Source organism: Alphaproteobacteria bacterium (genome assembly GCA_039980135.1).
In the GTDB taxonomy this organism is placed as follows: domain Bacteria; phylum Pseudomonadota; class Alphaproteobacteria; order UBA6615; family UBA6615; genus UBA8079.
Map to the genome: position 1 here is coordinate 212,457 of JBDXCV010000009.1, position 16,484 is coordinate 228,940.

16 protein-coding genes are annotated in these 16,484 nt (G+C 62.7%); 3 read left to right on the forward strand and 13 right to left on the reverse strand.

The window, feature by feature from the left end:
• Positions 1-55 precede the first annotated feature (55 nt).
• A complete protein-coding gene (locus tag ABJ363_11470) occupies positions 56-796 on the forward strand; it encodes an SDR family oxidoreductase (GenBank protein ID MEP4379612.1) in 741 nt (246 codons plus the stop codon).
• Positions 797-982: 186 nt separating this feature from the next.
• On the opposite strand, the gene ABJ363_11475 is transcribed toward ABJ363_11470, so the two are convergent.
• Positions 983-1,387, reverse strand: a complete 405-nt coding sequence (locus ABJ363_11475) for a hypothetical protein (GenBank protein ID MEP4379613.1) — start codon at positions 1,385-1,387, stop codon at positions 983-985.
• Between ABJ363_11475 and ABJ363_11480 the strand changes: the two genes are divergently transcribed.
• Positions 1,386-1,592 (forward strand): hypothetical protein, encoded by a 207-nt coding sequence (locus tag ABJ363_11480; GenBank protein MEP4379614.1) that lies wholly within the window; start codon positions 1,386-1,388, stop codon positions 1,590-1,592. The two genes, ABJ363_11475 and ABJ363_11480, sit on opposite strands and share 2 nt — an antisense overlap.
• A gap of 78 nt (positions 1,593-1,670) precedes the next feature.
• On the opposite strand, the gene ABJ363_11485 is transcribed toward ABJ363_11480, so the two are convergent.
• The 12 genes from ABJ363_11485 to ABJ363_11540 all read right to left on the reverse strand — a co-directional run bounded on the left by ABJ363_11485 (position 1,671) and on the right by ABJ363_11540 (position 15,181).
• Complete coding sequence (locus ABJ363_11485; GenBank protein ID MEP4379615.1) at positions 1,671-2,762, reverse strand: alkylhydroperoxidase-related (seleno)protein; 1,092 nt, start codon at positions 2,760-2,762, stop codon at positions 1,671-1,673.
• A gap of 148 nt (positions 2,763-2,910) precedes the next feature.
• Complete coding sequence (locus ABJ363_11490) at positions 2,911-4,002, reverse strand: alkylhydroperoxidase-related (seleno)protein (protein MEP4379616.1); 1,092 nt, start codon at positions 4,000-4,002, stop codon at positions 2,911-2,913.
• 102 nt (positions 4,003-4,104) lie between these two features.
• Complete coding sequence (locus tag ABJ363_11495) at positions 4,105-4,758, reverse strand: HupE/UreJ family protein (GenBank protein ID MEP4379617.1); 654 nt, start codon at positions 4,756-4,758, stop codon at positions 4,105-4,107.
• Between the two features lie 141 nt (positions 4,759-4,899).
• Positions 4,900-5,913, reverse strand: a complete 1,014-nt coding sequence (locus ABJ363_11500; protein MEP4379618.1) for an NAD(P)-dependent alcohol dehydrogenase — start codon at positions 5,911-5,913, stop codon at positions 4,900-4,902.
• A gap of 9 nt (positions 5,914-5,922) precedes the next feature.
• Entirely contained in the window at positions 5,923-6,753 is an 831-nt protein-coding gene (locus ABJ363_11505; GenBank protein ID MEP4379619.1) for a mechanosensitive ion channel domain-containing protein, read from the reverse strand.
• 75 nt (positions 6,754-6,828) lie between these two features.
• Positions 6,829-7,077: a DUF6460 domain-containing protein gene (locus ABJ363_11510; GenBank protein MEP4379620.1), complete on the reverse strand. Its 249-nt coding sequence runs from the start codon at positions 7,075-7,077 to the stop codon at positions 6,829-6,831.
• Between the two features lie 141 nt (positions 7,078-7,218).
• Entirely contained in the window at positions 7,219-7,998 is a 780-nt protein-coding gene (locus ABJ363_11515) for a class II aldolase/adducin family protein (protein ID MEP4379621.1), read from the reverse strand.
• Positions 7,999-8,011: 13 nt separating this feature from the next.
• On the reverse strand, positions 8,012-9,010 hold the full coding sequence (locus ABJ363_11520; protein MEP4379622.1) for a fumarylacetoacetate hydrolase family protein: 999 nt from the start codon (positions 9,008-9,010) through the stop codon (positions 8,012-8,014).
• 32 nt (positions 9,011-9,042) lie between these two features.
• Positions 9,043-9,735, reverse strand: coding sequence for a glutathione S-transferase family protein (locus ABJ363_11525; GenBank protein ID MEP4379623.1), 693 nt, complete (start codon positions 9,733-9,735; stop codon positions 9,043-9,045).
• Positions 9,736-9,751: 16 nt separating this feature from the next.
• On the reverse strand, positions 9,752-11,434 hold the full coding sequence (locus ABJ363_11530; protein ID MEP4379624.1) for a thiamine pyrophosphate-binding protein: 1,683 nt from the start codon (positions 11,432-11,434) through the stop codon (positions 9,752-9,754).
• Positions 11,435-11,571: 137 nt separating this feature from the next.
• Positions 11,572-14,061, reverse strand: a complete 2,490-nt coding sequence (locus ABJ363_11535) for a TRAP transporter fused permease subunit (GenBank protein MEP4379625.1) — start codon at positions 14,059-14,061, stop codon at positions 11,572-11,574.
• Positions 14,062-14,191: 130 nt separating this feature from the next.
• Complete coding sequence (locus ABJ363_11540; GenBank protein ID MEP4379626.1) at positions 14,192-15,181, reverse strand: TAXI family TRAP transporter solute-binding subunit; 990 nt, start codon at positions 15,179-15,181, stop codon at positions 14,192-14,194.
• Between the two features lie 268 nt (positions 15,182-15,449).
• Between ABJ363_11540 and ABJ363_11545 the strand changes: the two genes are divergently transcribed.
• Positions 15,450-16,481, forward strand: a complete 1,032-nt coding sequence (locus ABJ363_11545; protein ID MEP4379627.1) for a TauD/TfdA family dioxygenase — start codon at positions 15,450-15,452, stop codon at positions 16,479-16,481.
• The last annotated feature ends 3 nt before the right edge of the window (positions 16,482-16,484 follow it).

Below are 16,484 nucleotides of genomic sequence, written 5' to 3' on the forward strand. Positions count from 1 at the left end.
CCCCAAATCGCTATGCATGGGGGAACATCAAAAAGAACCAACCGGGGGAAGTTCCATGTCGAAAGTTTTGATCGTGACCGGCGGCAGCCGGGGCCTGGGTGCGGCCACCTGCATCGCGGCGGCTGAACAGGGCTATGAGGCCATCTGCGTCAACTATGTGGGCAACAAGGAGCGTGCCGACCAGGTCGTCGGGGCCTGCGAGAAGGCCGGCGCGAAGGCCCTCGCCGTGCAGGCCGACATCACCAGGGAAGCCGACATCGTGCGGATGTTCGAGACCGTGGACAAGGAACTCGGGACCGTTACCCATCTGGTGAACAGCGCGGGCATTGTCGGCCCCTATGCGCGCGTCGACGAGTTGGACGACTGGAATGCGCTGGAAGAGCTCTGGACGCTCAACATCACCTCGACGATGATCTGCTGCCGCGAGGCCATCAAGCGCATGTCGACCAAGCATGGCGGCAAGGGTGGCGCGATCGTCAACCTGTCGTCCGCAGCCTCCCATCTGGGTGGTGCCGGCGTGAACGTGCCCTACGCAGCCTCGAAAGGCGCGATCGATTCAATGAACTGGGGCATGGCCCAGGAAGTGGCCGCCGAGGGCATTCGCGTCAACGCGGTCAGCCCCGGTGTCATCGACACCGAGATCCAGCCCGAGGGCCGGGTCGAGGCCGTAGGCCCGAACCTGCCGATGAAACGCGTCGGCCAGGCCTCGGAAGTCGCCGCCGCCATCCTGTTCCTGCTGTCGGACGACGCGTCCTATATCGCCGGCACCAAGGTCAACGTCTCGGGCGCGCGGTAGGCCCGCCCCGACAAGGCACGTACCAATCGACGTAGGGCGGGTTTCAAACCCGCCCTACTTCGTCATGCCCGGGCTTGACCCGGGCATCTCATGCACCTGCGACGGAGATGCGCGGATCAAGTCCGCGCATGACGAAACTGGTTGATAGTCCGGGTCGGACCGCGGCACGCGCGGTCAGTAGACCTTTCATGTGTAGGGCAACGTGTTGCCCTTTTCCATGACCGCCGCGAATGTGCGCTCGGGCGCAATCATCTCCACACGCACGCCGTCAGGGTCCTCACGGGGCGTCAGTCGATATGACCGCGCCGCGAAATCCGTATTGTCATAGGTCAGGCTGAGGACGTTGTCGGGATCGAGGGACCAGCTGCCGCTCTCGATGGTGCAGGGGAAGTACCAGTCGAAATTCCCGAACCGGCCGAAATGGATCAGGTTCTCCTGCCCGTCCACGCCGGGATAGATCAGCGTGTTCTCGGTCAGGAAGGTCGGCGCGGGCAACCCGGATTCGGCATTCGCCGGCGCGGAAAGCACGAGCATTCCAACCGCGGCAACCGCCGCTTTCAGCCAGTTTGTATATGCACGGCATCTGTTCATGAGCATACTCTCATATGCCATCATCGCACCCGCATTGATCCGGATCAATCGCAAGAATGATCCGCCCCGTTGTGGATTTCATGAACAGGATCATCCAAGCAATGTCGTCATGCCCGCACGCGTTGCGGCCATCCACGTCATCGGGTCACGTGACATCACCACGTGGATGGCCGGATCAAGTCCGGCCATGGCGGTATTTGTCTGAAAATCCGGGCGCACACAACACCATCGTCATGCCCGGACTTGATCCGGGCATCTCGGCACAAATCTACACAAGCCGACCCTACATGTGCCGGAACGTGTTGATCGCGGTGCTGAAGTCGTTGATGCCGAGCTGTTCGCGCAATTCCACGGTGTCGTTGAACATCGGCATGTCGAGGGGAATGCCGAGGGCATTGGCCATCCGGTCGTTCTTGGTGAAATCCCCGGCGATGGCCGAGATGCCGGCGATGGCGACAGGGCCGAGCGCTGCGGCAAGCTCGGTGCGCACCTCGTCCAGCGCCTTGCGGTCGGTGCCCAGCACCAGATCGGAAAACGCCAGCAACAGATTGCCATGGGGGACGCCGCTGTCCAGTTCCGGCCGCACGAGGGCTTCCGGGTTCACATTCAGGTTTATCGCTTTGCCACTCTCACGGAGGTTCCTTGCATGCCCGGTCGTTCAGTAAAAGCAGTCGTTGAGCGCTGACACACGCCCCGCGACGACCTCCGTCTGGGGCCGCGTCAGCCCCTCGTGATAGTGGAGATCGAACTCCATCAGCCTGTCGACGGGCACATACTGCGCGCCTTCGAGTTCCAGATTGGCGCGATACTCGTCGGGCACGAGGCTCAGACAGCGAAATATGAAGGGGCTCCACTTACCGAGGAGTTCCCGGGCGAATTCACCGCCCTCGGGCAGGTTGGGAATTGTCGGCACGAAGGCCTCTTGCTGTTTCGCCTCGGCGGGGCGAACCCGCGACGGCTCACCGGGCTCGGGCGCAGGCAAGGGCCGCAGGGGCACGCCGAGGCCGCGGGCGAAAACATCGAGATTGGTGATGAATGCCACCAGCGCGATGATCTCGGTATATTCCGCATCGCTCAGGCCGGTACCAATGGCCGCCTTGTAGAAATCCTCGTTCACGACCCTGGGGGTCACGGCTACGGTCGCGATAATGTCGCGCACGACCCTCGGCAGTTCGAAATCGCTGACGGCGCCGCCATCCTCCGGCGCCTCGAGCACGCCGGCATCGATCCCCGCCTGGCGCGCGGCGGAAACCACCGCGATGCGCTGCGCGCCGCTGCCCCAGGTGCCGGGCTTGCCGAACCGGTCGAACTGGGCCTGGTGGGCCGCCTCGAGGTGAGGGCGGACCGGAAAGGGTGAATCTTCATACAGGCGCATCGAACATTCGCCATCCGCCGACGGCGTCCATCGTTGAATGTATACCTGATTCAGTACCAGACCCGGGAACAGGATTGCACCCCGTGGCAAACGAAGATGGCAAGGCTCCCATGTGCGTCCGGCATGGCCGCACCCGTTTGCACCGGCGTTACATGTGCCGGAAGGTGTTCGCCGCCGACCGGTAGTTGTTGAGGCCGAGTTGCTCGCGCAACTCCTCGGTGCCCTTGAGGACGGGCGGGTCCACGGGAATGCCGAGGCCGTTGGCGACCCGATCGTTCTTGGTAAAATTACCGGCGATGGCCGCCGCCCCGGCGATGGCTTCGGGTCCGAGTGCCGCGGCGAGCGCCGCGCGGGCCGTATCCAGCGCTGCGCGGTCGGTGCCGATGATCGCCTCGGCGAAGGCCAGCAGCAGGTCGCCATGGGGCACACCGATATCCAGTTCCGGCCGCACCAGCGCTTCCGGGTTCACATTCAGGTTTCTTGCTTGTCCACTCTCACGGAGGAACCGGGCATGCCCGGTGGTTCAGTAGAAGCAATCGTTGAGCGCGGACACCCGCCCGGCGACGACCTCCACCTGGGGCCGGGTCAGCCCCTCATGATGGTCGAAGTCGAACTCCATGATCTTCTCGAGCGGCAGATACTGGGCGCGCTCGAGCGCGATATGGTCGTTGAACTCTTCCGGCACCAGGCTCATGGCCCGCATGATGTAGGGCTTGAACGGGCCGTACATCGCCTTGGCCACCTCGCCGCCCTCGGGCGGGTTGGGAATGGTCGGCACGAAGGCCTGCTCCTGCACGGCCTCGGGCGGGCGCACCCGTGACGGTTCGCCGGGCTCGGGCGCCGGGAGGGGCCGCAGCGGGACGCCAATGCCGCGCGCGAATACATCGAGATCGGTGATGAAGGACACCAGGCCGACGATTTCGGTGTATTCGGCATCGCTCAGCCCGCTGCCGATCGCCGCATTGTAGAATTCCAGATCCACATCCTTGGGTCGCACCGCGACCGTGGCGATGATGTCCTGCACCACCTTGGGCAGTTCCAAGTCACTCGTGGTGCCACCGTCTTCGGGTGCTTCGAGCACGCCGGCGTCGACCCCCGCCTGGCGCGCGGCCGCGATCACCGCGATCCGCTGGGCGCCGCTGCCCCAGGTGCCGGGCTGGCCGAACCGGTCGAACTGGGCCTGATGGGCGGCTTCCAGGTCCGCGCGGACCGGGAAGGGTGAATCTTCATACAGGCGCATCCGGATCACCGTTGGCTTGGTTGAACTCGCGTAACCCTAACAGAAAAAGGCGCCGGCCTGCGCCCGCGCCCTCTTCAATTCCAGTTGTTCGGCGCCGTTCGCTCAGACGACCCAGCCCATGGCCGAGAAGACCAGGCCTTCGGCATTTTCGAGCGTCAGGAACACGCCGACCCCCGCCACGACCGCGCCCGCGATGCGCGCCTGAACGGCGCTCGCCTCGGTGGCCTTCAGCGCCGTGCCGACAAACCAGCCGGCCGCCAGCGCGACCAGATACTGGGTCGCACCCAAACCAATCAGGTAACCGATCAACACGGCATTGCTTACGCCTGCCTCCTGCGCCGCGATCGACCCGCCGAAGGCTGAACCGTGGAACAGGCCGAACAACGTGAAGAGCACGACCGCCGGGCCGATACCGAGCGCCCGGCCGGAAAGCACGAACCCACCCAACACGAGCAGGGAAAGTCCGATGACGATCTCCGCCGCCGGTAGCGCCAGGCCCAGGCTCATCACCAATGTGCCGATCAGCATCGCTGCAATATACGTCGCCGGCGCGACGAGGCGATGGCCGGTATAGAGCGCCGCAATACCGACCAGCGCGATGAAGAAGAGATGGTCAAAGCCGAGGATCGGGTGACCGATGCCCGACAGGACACCATGGGCGAAAGTCTCCATCGGCATGCCGCCGAGCGGATGATGCGCCAAGGCAGGCGTCGAGAAGGACAGCAAGGCACCGGCAGCGATCAGGTATTTTTTCATGATTCCCCTCAGGATATTCGTTCCGCGCGGCAAACGAAGGTTTGCACCGGAATTAGATTCTCAGTGGGGATCAGCATTCGCGAAAACGTGGTCGAAGGCAACAGCTTTCGGCCCGAAATGCCCTGTCCGTGGGGACGGTTTTCAGATTTCGACGACGACCTTGCCGAAATGGCGGCCCTCGCGCAGATGCGCCATCGCGGCGGGCAGCGTGTCGAGACTGAAGCGCCGCTCGTCCAGCGCCGGCTTGAGGCCGTTCCGTTCGATCGCCCGGAGCATCGCTTCGAACTGTTCGCGCGAGCCGCAGGTAACTCCTTCGAGGCGGATCTTGCGGGTCACCACCAGCGGCAGCCGGAATTCATGATTGGCACCCGACAGCACGCCGATCAGCATCACCGCCCCGCCCAGACGGACCGCCTTGATCGACTGCTCCAGCGTGCCGGCACCGCCGACCTCGACGACCAGATCAAGCCCGCGCCCGCCGGAGATCTCGCGCGCCGGCCGCGCCCATTCGGGCGTGTCCACATAGTTGATCAGGTGATCGGCGCCCAGCGATCGCAGGCGTTCGAGTTTCGCGTCCGACGACGAAGTCGCGATGACCTCCGCGCCCGCCATCTTGGCGAACAGCAGCGCGAAGGCCGAAACCCCGCCCGAACCTTGTGTGAGGACCAGGTCCCCGGGTTTCACGCCGCCCTGATCGAATACCGCGCTCCACGCCGTCAATCCGGCACAGGGCAGCGCGGCGGCCTCCGCATCCGACAAGTGCGACGGCGTGTGGCAGAGGCCGTACGCCGGCAACACCCGCAGCTCGCAGGCCATGCCGTCGATCTGCCCGCCCAGCCCGGAGTGGAGGCCAGCCTCATCGGGTTCGCCCGCCAGCCATTCCTGGAAGAAATTCGCCACGACCCGGTCGCCGACAGCAAAACGCGTGACACCGGCGCCGACCGCGACCACCTCGCCCGCGCCGTCGGACACAGGAATCAGGTTCTCGGTGCGCTGGCGCGAGCCGTAGCCGCCCTCGACCGTCAGCAGGTCGCGGTAGTTGAGCGTCGCGGCCCGCACCCGGACGAGCACCTCGCCCGGGCCCGGTTCGGGGTCCGGCAAGTCGACAACCGAAAGATTGTCGAGACCCGCCTTTGAAAGGACCGCCGCGCGCATGTTTGACCGCTACTCGGCGGCGTTGACGTGATGGACCACCTGCTGCGGGAACGGGATCGAGATGCCGTCCGCCTCGAGCTGTTCCTTGAGCTTTTTGGTGATGTCCCAGCGAACGCCCCAGTAATCAGCGGCATTTACCCAGACACGCACGACGATGTTCACCGAGCTGTCGGCCAGTTCGGCGACGGCGACGACCGATTCAGGATCCTTGAGCGCGCGGCTTTCCTCGCCGATCACCCGATTGATGGTGGCCATGGCGGTATCGATATTGTCGCCATAGTCGATGCCCATCATCAGATCCACGCGCCGCGTCGGGTTGGCGCTGAAGTTCTGGATTGCCGTGCCCCAGATCTGTCCGTTCGGCACGATGATCTTCACATTGTCGCCGGTCGCCATTTCCGTGGTGAACAGGCCGACCTCCTTGACCGTGCCCGTCTGGCCGCCGGCGGTGATGAAATCACCGATCTTGAAGGGCCGGAACATCAGCAGCATCACACCAGCCGCGACATTGCTGAGCGTACCCTGCAGGGCGAGACCGATGGCCAGGCCCGCGGCACCGAAGACCGCCACGAGGCTGGTCGCCTCGACCCCGAAGCGCTGCAGCGCGGCGATGATGACGAAGGCGATGATTGCGTAGCGGACGATGCTGCCGAAGAAGCGGACCAGCGTCGCATCAACGCGGCCGGTGCGGCTCAGGGCACGCTCCAGTGAACGGCGCGCCCACCCGGCGGCGATGAAGCCGATGACGATGATGGCCAACGCACCGAGCACGTTCAGCCCGTAGCTCGCCAGCACCGTATAGATTTGTTCGATCAGGTTTTGAATGTCTTCATTGCTCATTGTGCTTACCCCTGGTTTTTATTCCTGGCTGCGCGCCTCCCCACGCTCGCGAACCAGCTGGTTTTCGAAATTCTGTTACCGCCGCCGTGCGATTCTGATCGCTGTCAAAATCACCCAGATCGGGATCACCACGACAGCCCCGATCAGGACGAAGGGCACGGCCCATTCCACAGTGTCCGCGATCACATTGAAGATACTCTCAACCGTCCCGCCCACGGCACCGAGCAGCGATTCCGGCCGGATATCGAACGCCGACAGGACGAGCCCGATGATCAGGGACAGGATAAACAGCCGCAACAATGTGGAGCCGAGATTGCGAGGCATCTGGGTATCAATGTGTGGTGGAAACCCGAGGGTTTTAGGCGACTGCGGGCGTGGCGTCGATAACTTTTCCGCCGCCGGGACGTCCCGCGGCCCGGCGGTCACACATCGCGGTCACACAGCAGAGCGCCCGTGGCGAAAGCCCTAGGTCCGGTAGCTCGGGTCGAGCGCGTCGAGCCGGCGCAGATGCCCCGCCCAGTCACGTGTGGCCACCGGCAGCGCGTTCTCGTATGCCAGCGCCGACTTCTCACAAACCTCGACAGACGGGTAGACCAGCGCGTCGGGCCCGCCGGCCGAGAGCGCCTGGATCTGGCTCTTGGCGCATTTCTCCAGATAAAACATCACCGAGAATGCCTCGGACATCGACCCACCGGCGGCGAGAAACCCGTGATTGCGCAGGACCATGGCGAGATTGTCGCCAAGATCGGCGATCAGCCGCGCGCGCTCGCCCAGATCGAGCGCCGGGCCTTCATAGTCGTGATACGAGATCCGGTTGTAGAAGCGCATCGCGTGCTGGGTGATGAACAACAGCCCGCATTTCATGGCTGACAGGGCCAGGCCGGCATCCGAATGGGTGTGCATCACACACGCGACCTCGGGCCGTGCCTCGTGAACCGCAGAATGGATCGTGAAACCCGCCTTGTTGATCTTGTACGGACCTTTGTTCTCGATCTCATTGCCGTCCAGGTCGACCTTGATCAGGCTCGATGCCGTGATCTCGTTAAACATCAGGCCGTAGGGGTTGAGCAGGAAGGTTTCCTCGCCGGGCACCCGTGCCGAAATATGGGTACGGGTCATATCGGTCATGTCATAGAGATCCGCGAGCCGGTAACAGGCGGCCAGATCGACGCGCGTTTCCCATTCCTCGGGCGACACCTGATTCTCGACACTCGGATACAAATCTACGATTTCGGCATTGGCCATGGCGGGCCTCCTGTTACTGCTCGTCGACTTCGGCGACGACATTGTTGCGCTGGGCGCCCAGACCTTCAACCTCGGTTTCCACGATGTCGCCCGCCTTCAGATAGGTGCCGGCGCCGTGCCCGACCCCTTCCGGGGTGCCGGTTGACAGAATATCGCCGGGATCCAGCGTGATCAGGGTCGAACAATGCTCGATCTGCTCCTCGGCGGAAAACACCATGTCGCCGGTGATCCCGTCCTGCTTTGTCTCGCCGCTGACCTTCAGGGTCAGGCGCAGGCTCCGGTAGTCCGGCACGAAGGCGCGCGGGACAAAATACGGCCCCATGGGCGCAAACGTGTCATGGCTCTTGCCGCCGAACCAGTCCGTCCGCAGGGTCGGCCAGTCGTCACGCATGTTCCAGTCGCGCGCCGAGACATCGTTGGTGGTCATGAACCCGGCGACGTGATCCATCGCCTTCTCGGCCGGAATCCGCTTGCCCGTCCGGCCCATCGCCAGCGCCAGCTCGACTTCCCAGTCGACCTTGGTGGTGTCCGGCGGGATGACGATATCGTCATAGGCGCCCGAGAGCGCACTCGCGGCTTTCAGAAAAGAGTAAGGCCGCACCCGGGCTTTGTCCCGATCGAGCATGTTGTCGCGCTCTTCATCGGTTTTGGCGGTGCCCGCCGCGACCATCTCGCGGATGTGCCCGCCATAGTTCGCGGCCGCGTACATCATCTTGCCGGGGTTCAGGATCGGCGGGAGATAACGAACCTCTGCCGGATCGACCGCCACTTCCGGGCCGGCATTCCCCGCGGCTGCAAACGCCGCCATCTCGCACAACGCCTCGAAATTCATCTCCCACTCATCGAGCAGATGCCGGATGCTGCTGACCCCGAGTAGCGCGCCACCGCGCCTTCCCTGCCGCCACGCCTTGTAGAGTTCGTCCAGCGACCAGCCCTGTTCTCCGATCACCATCATCACGAAGGGCGCATTCCGGTTCTGGACTGTCGCCAGTTTGAAAGCTGTATCCGTCATGCCCGATTATCCCTGTACCCGCTGTCGCGCCGCTACCAATCGTAATCCGTGTCCTGGCGCATCAGCCCGCCATACAGATCGAGGCATCGGTGCACCCATGCATGAACCGGATCGTCGTCGTCCAACAGGACGAACGGACTCACCTTTCGTGTCCAGATGAACGGTGCTATGGCCAGATAATCGGCATAGACCGGCGTCTCGCCACCCAGGAAAGGCTGATCGGCAACGACCCGGCGCAGCGGCTCGAGCCTTGCCTGCAACTCCGGCAGCCGGTCCTCACGCCCCGCCTGCACCTGGTCGATGGGTCGGCCCAGGCGCTTTGCCCGGCTTTCCCAGAAATATGGCTGGTCGGCCGGATCGAGATGCTCGTAAATATCATGCACGACCATCGTCATGACCAACGGCTGAATCCGGGTCACATTCCAGTGGCCGACGAACCGCGCATAATCGACCCCGGCCGCATCGCCGAATAGCGAAGGTGCATCCGGATAGGTTGCTTCGAGATAGGCGGCGATCTCCCAACTGTCACCAAGACGGGTGGCGCCATCCTCGATCACGGGGATCGTCGGGAACGAGCCATCGCCGATCGAGGATATATCGGAGAAACGGGTCGGCACCGTATCGCACGCCAGGCCCTTATGGGCGAGCGCATAGCGGGTCTTGCAGCAATTCGAACTGAACCGCCGGTCGTCTCGACCCACCAGATCGTAGAGAAGGATCGCCATCGCGCACCCGGCTGCGTTAACTCACCGCGACCGGCGCCATGGCCTCCAGGTCGCTCGTGACATCGAGGATCACCGGACGCGTTTTTGCGGCTTCGAACGCCTGCTGCAGTGCGCCCGCAACCTCACCCGGCTTCTCGACACGGATACCGACCGCACCCATTTCCTCGGCGATCCGGGCGAAATTCACTTCGGTGAACTGCCACATCTTGCGTGACTCGTCGGTCTGGTTGCCGCCGTAAACCGTGTCAAAACCGCGCTTGGACTGGTTTCCCGAAGCGTTGTTGTTGACCAGCGTGACCGTGTTGATCCCCCAGCGAGCCGCCGTCTCCACATCGCCGATATGATACCAGAATCCCGCATCGCCGGTGAAACAGAAGACCGGACGCTCGGGTGCGCCACATTTGGCGCCGAGCGCTGCGGGGAACGCCCAGCCCAGATGACCGGCCGAACGCATGTAGCTCTGGCTTGGCGAATTCAGATCGAGCATGCCGCCCATCCACATGCCCGTATGGCCCGTGTCGGCCACGACGATTGCGTCGCTGGGCAGATGCTCCGACAGTTCCTTGCACATGCGCTCGGGACGCATCGGTTCGGCGTCGGATGTCAGCAGGTCGTTATACTTATCACGCCACTGCTGGTCGGCCTCCGCGGCGCGCGCCGCCCAACCGGCACGCCGGCCGGCCGATTCCGCATTGGTCATCGCCAGCATCCGGGTCAAGGCAACCTTCGCATCGCCCTGCACCCCGGCAACGACAGGATAATTGCGGCCTATTTCCATCGGCTCGATGTCGATATGCACGACCTTCCGGCCAATTTCCGGCACGGCCCAGAAGTGGGTCACCATGCCGCCCGTGGTCGAACCGATATAGATGACGAGATCGGCTTCGTTGACGATGATGTTCGCACTCTCGCGCGAATAGGTGCCCACGACGCCCACCGAAAGTGGATGATTGGCCGGAATGCTGTCCTTGCCATTGAGCGAGGTCGCGACGGGAATATTCAGGCGTTCGGCCAGCGCGACCACGTCCGCCTGTGCCCCCGACGCGCGCACGCCGCCACCGGCGACGATCACCGGGCGGTCGGCGGCCTCGATCGCGGCCATGGCAGCACGCAGTGAGTCTTCCGAAGGTTCGGGGCGATAGGCCGGCAGTTGTGCGAAGGCCTCTTCGATCAGCGGCTCCATATCCGCCTCTTCCATATCCATCTGGCCCTCATTGCCGCGGAACTGCAGATGCACCGGCCCCGGCGTCCCTGAGGTCGCCACGCGGAACGCCTGCCGGACCATGTCGGGGAAGCGCGAAACATCGTCGACGGTGGCGTTGAACTTGGTCACCGGCTCAAACGCAGGGACGTCGTCGACTTCCTGATACACGTTTCTGAATTTTGTCTTGGGGTTCCGTCCGCCCGTCATTGCGATCACCGGCGACTTGGCCAGCCAGGCATCACGCAGGCCGGCCGCGAGATTAAGCGCGCCGATCACCTGGGCCATGCAGACGCCGGGCTTCCCACTGGCGCGGGCATATCCGTCGGCCATATAGGCTGCCGTGGCTTCGGAATGGACGTGCAGGCGCTTGATATCCGTACGTTTCTCGATCTCCATCATGGACGTGCGCAGCACGGCCGGGACGTGGAAAATATGCGTGACCCCGTAGCCCTTGAGCATATCGGCCATCACCTGTGCACCGGTCATTTTCGCCATGTCATCGTTCCCCTCAATGTTCCATCGGCCCCTTCTACCGGGTCCGTTTGCAGTTGTTGTCGGTCAAGAATCGTAGCCAGCCCGCGCGCGGGACACAACGCCTGCCGACGCATATCCGCCCGGCGCGCGGCGCACCCTTACCCCTCGGTAGCGAAGGATTTGTCACGCCACAGCAGCACGAACATGATGACCGACAGAACGGCACCGACGGCGTAGAGTTCATGCAGCAACGGGCTGTCGAGACCGAATATCAGCGAGACAATCGCACCGGTCGGCAGCAACAGACAGGCCGAGACCAGCCCCGCCAGCGGCCGGATCAGACGACCGCTCCCGAACCCTTCCAGAAAAATCGCCCAGCCCACCACGCCGAAGACACAGGCAGCGGCCGTGATGGTGATTTCCAGGGTCGTGCCATCGAGCAACAACGGCGTGTACACGAACAGGAACGGCATGATCAGGATCGTCGAGGCCATCTTGAAAGCCTGGTTCCCCGTCGCAACCGGATCCGACTGGGATATCGAGCTGGCCGCGAATGCCGCCAGGGCCACCGGCGGCGTGACCGCACTTACGACGGCGACCCAGTAGCTGATCATGTGCGCGGCCAGGCTGGGCACACCCAGCTCAACCAGCGCGCCAACCGAGAAGATCGCCAGCAGGACATAGCTGGCGACAATCGGGAGCCCCATGCCGATGATGTAGCCGGCAAAGATGATCAAAACGATGGTGATCGGCAGGATGCCGCCACTCGCCGAGATCAGTACGCCGCCGATCGTACTCGGCAGATCGGTCTTGGTCGCCGCCGACAACAGAATGCCCAGCACACCCGCGATGCAGCTCACGACCAGTGTGTTGCGCGCGCCGGCCTCGAGCGAAACCCAAATGGTGCGGACCAGTTCAAACAGCACATCCCGGAGCCCGGTCATCGGCTTTTCGTCCATCGAGACGCCGATCATGTTCTCGTTCGTCGGCTGCTTGGCCAGTTCGGCCGCCGCCACTTCGTCGCGTCCATAGATCACGATCTCGCCGAGCTTCAGAACGATGAAGGTGAAGACGACCCAGTAGGCGGCATCCCCGAAGCCGATGCCCACATAGTCCTCGACGAACCAGCTGAAGGGCGCACCGATTTTCATGCCGAAGAAGTATACGAGGACACCCACGGTGACCGAGATCAACAGATAGGGCTTCCAGGAGGTTTTCGATTTCACCGTCGGTATCGAGACCAGCAGATCAATCAGCTTGAGCATGAGGATCAGCAGGATCGTCTTGGCCGCCGCGAGGAACGGCGAATCGCCGATCACCAGGAAGAAGACCATCGCCGGAATGGGCAACAGAAGATGCAGGCGCGGCACAATATCGTCCCAGCGCGGCAACTCGCTGACCGGCACGCCGTGCAAACGGTCATGCTTGGCGCGGAAATAGACGATCAGACCAACCGACAGATAGTAGAGAATGGCCGGGATGACGGCGATCTTCACGATGTCGAAATAAGGCACTTCCGTCAGCTCGGCGAGCAGGAACGCGCCCGCGCCCATGATCGGCGGCATATACGCGCCCCCCGTGGACGCGGCTGCCTCGACACCGCCCGCGAAGGCAGGCCGATACCCAACGCGTTTCATCAGGGGAATGGTCAGCGTGCCCGTGGTCATGACATTGGCCACGCCGCTGCCCGAGATCATCCCGAACAGGCCAGAGCTGACCACCGCGGCGAGACCGGGCCCGCCGGTCTTGGCGCCCGTCAACCGATACGCGGTGTTGATGATCACGGCGCCGAGACCGGTTTTCTCCAGAAACGCACCGAGAATGACGAAAATCACGATGAATGTGGCGAACACATTTGTGATGAGGCCGAACATGCCCTCGGTCGAGGCAACCAGGAAGTCCATCACCTCTTCGGCCTGGTAGCCCGGATGATTGAGGAGGCCCGGCATCGCCTGACCTATCGCCTCGAACGAGTAGATGAAGAACAGGAAACCAAGCAGCGGGATCAGCGGCCCGACAATGCGGCGCGCAATCTCGAAGCTGACCGCCACCATCATGATCGCATAGATAAACAGCAGCGCCGGAATGGGCCGACCGGTTGCGATGCGCAGATCCTGCACATTCTCGACCCACCACAGAACGGCGAGGATCATGCATATGAGGTACAGAACATCGGAGATGGTGAACCCGTCGCTACGCTTCTCCCCGTAGCCCTCGAAGACATAAAGCGCGATACCGAATGCGGCGCCGATGAAACCGATCATCCGCACATTGTCGTCGAAATAGTTTATCCAGCGGGCCGGGCTGTCCGTGACCTGCCAGTGAATCCAGATGGCGATCGCGGCGGCGATCATCGCGAGGTTGATGATCGCGAACATTTCGTCGAGCCAAACCGTCCTGTCCCGGAACGAACGATGCCGGTTCTTGAATGCCAGCAGCGACATGACGGCGACTCCGAGCACGAAGGTGCCGCGGAACACTTCCTCGACCGGCGGCCCGAAGAAGGAAATATGAATAAAGAAGTACGCGTAGACCACCGCGACCACGGAGAAGATCGGCCGAACGATGCCGGACAAGCCGCGCGGCGGCGTCATCTCGTCGGCAATGATGCCGATCTTGGTCAGTACCGAAAGTGTGGTGATAGCCATAGCTTACGTCCCCCCATGCGCGAATACGCACGTACCCGAATTGTTATTCATGCGGACGAGGCGCGAAGAAGATAACTTCTTCGCGCCTCGATGCACTTATTCAAACTTTTGGTCTGGCTGAAGACCCGGACTAGAAAGCCTTGACTTCAACACCCGCGGTGTCGAAGCCACGTTCTTTCCAGTACTTCTCCGCCGACGGATGCAGCGGAATACCGAGCGCCTTCAGGTTCGAGAAGTCGCCATTCAGCGTCTTCCAGTAACCCGCAACGGCTGCCAGCTTCTTGAGATTGGCCGGATCGGCAACGACCGTCAGCATGTCGTAGATCGCCGCGTCGGACATCGACTTGTTGGCCATCCAGTAGACGTCATAGGAGATCGAACGCGCCGGCGCGTCCATGCCCTTCACGTCAGGCTGCACCGGAATGGTGACCGCCGCATAGAACGGGTTGGTCTTGATGACCGCGGCCTGCTCCGCTTCGGACAAACCGACGTAGCGCACGGGCTTGGTGATCGACAGCTGCGTCAGCGCCGGGATCGTGAACGGCGCACCGGCCGAGCAATACACATCGATCTGACGATCGCCGAGTGCTCGCGCGGAGTCGGAGAAGCCGAGGTTGCGAACATCGACATCACCGATGATGCCCGCGCCTTCCATGATGTTGCGGCAGTTGACGTTCGAGCCCGAACCCTTGTTCAGCAGGTTCACGATCTTGCCCTTCATGTCCGCGTAGGACTTGATCGGGCTGTCCGCGAGCACGGCAACGATCTGCGTCTGCTTACGCACGTTGGCGATGATGCGGAAATCCTGGAGCTTGCCGTCTTCCTTGAAGAGACCTTCACCGTTCCAGGCCTGGTAGACCTGACCGACATGACCCCAGGCCGTGTCGAACTTGCCGTAGGCGGTGCGGCGAACGTTATCGACCGAACCGTTCGACGGCGAATAGTTGAACTTGTACTTGTCGCCAAGCTCGGCGTTCAGCAGCTGTGCGCCGGCGCTCACCGACGGATGCCAACCACCACCGGCGGGGCCGCCGCCGATGCGATAGGATTCCTCGGCCTGCACCGCAGTGCTGAGCGCAACCACACTGGCTGCAGCAATAAGGGTTGTTACGAGTTTCATAAATCCCTCCCAGATCGGAATTTTATGTGATGTGACTTAACGCCACGAATTAGCCCGCACCGCACACTTGTACGGACGGATATTTGAAGGGCGAACGATGGCAGTGAGGCAAAGCAATGGCAAGAGCATTTGTCCTGACAAATTCGCAAAAAGAGATTTTTCTCACGAAAGAGAATTTCGCGCACCCGGTTTGCACCGCGGCGCATATTCCCGATAGATTCTGATTTCAACTACAATTGATCCCAACGGCGGCGCGAGGACGACGAAGATGGTCGAGATCATCCGCGATAATATCGCCACACCGGATGCTTGGGTCGGCCCGGACATCCAGGGCGACAGCCGATGGCTACACCGCCTCAGCGACATGGAAGTGGACGAGATCGACGCCGCGCTGGAGTCCGTGAAATCAGGCGGCCAGCACATCCCGTTCCCGGCCGACGCCTTTCCCATTCCCGCTTTCAAGGCGCGCCTTGACGAGCTGATGGATCGCGTCTCGAACGGACTCGGGGTCATCCTGATCCGCGGCGTCCCGCGCGAGCGCTATACCGACGAGGAATGCGGCCTGATTTACTGGGGCCTGAGCGCACATATCGGATCGCCGGTTTCGCAGAACGGGCGCGGGCACCTGCTGGGTCATGTCACCGATGAGGGCAAGACCCTCGCCGACCCGAACGCACGCGGCTACCAGACCAGGAACCGCCTCGACTTTCACAGTGACCAGCTGCCGGTCGATGTGCTGGGCCTGTTCTGCCTGCGCGGCGCCAGGTCCGGCGGCACCAGCTACCTCGTCAGCGCGCCCGCCGTGCACAATGTCATGCTCGCGGAGCACCCCGAACTGCTGGACGTGATGTACGAACCCTTTCATGTGGACTGGCGCGGCGACCATCCCGATGGCGAACAGCCCTGGTACGACATCCCGATGCTCAGCGCGCGCAACGGCAAGCTCGCGTCGCGCGTGACCAACCGGTCCTTCATGGAATCCGTATCACGCTACAGCGACGATCTCGCTCTCAGCGAGGCCCAGCGTGCGGCACTGGACGCATTCCAGGAAATTTCGAACCGCGAAGAGCTTCGCCTGATGATGGATTTCCAGCCCGGCGACATGCAGTTCATCAACAACCACACCATCCTCCACGCCCGCCAGGCGTATGAAGATCACGACGACCCGGTGTTGAAACGCCACCTGTTGCGCGTCTGGATCGCACTGCCCGAGGGCAAGCGCCGGCCGCTGGCGCCCGTCCTCGACGAACGCTACCGTTTCGTGGCGATGGGCGGCATCCCGAAACAGGCGGCCGCATAATTT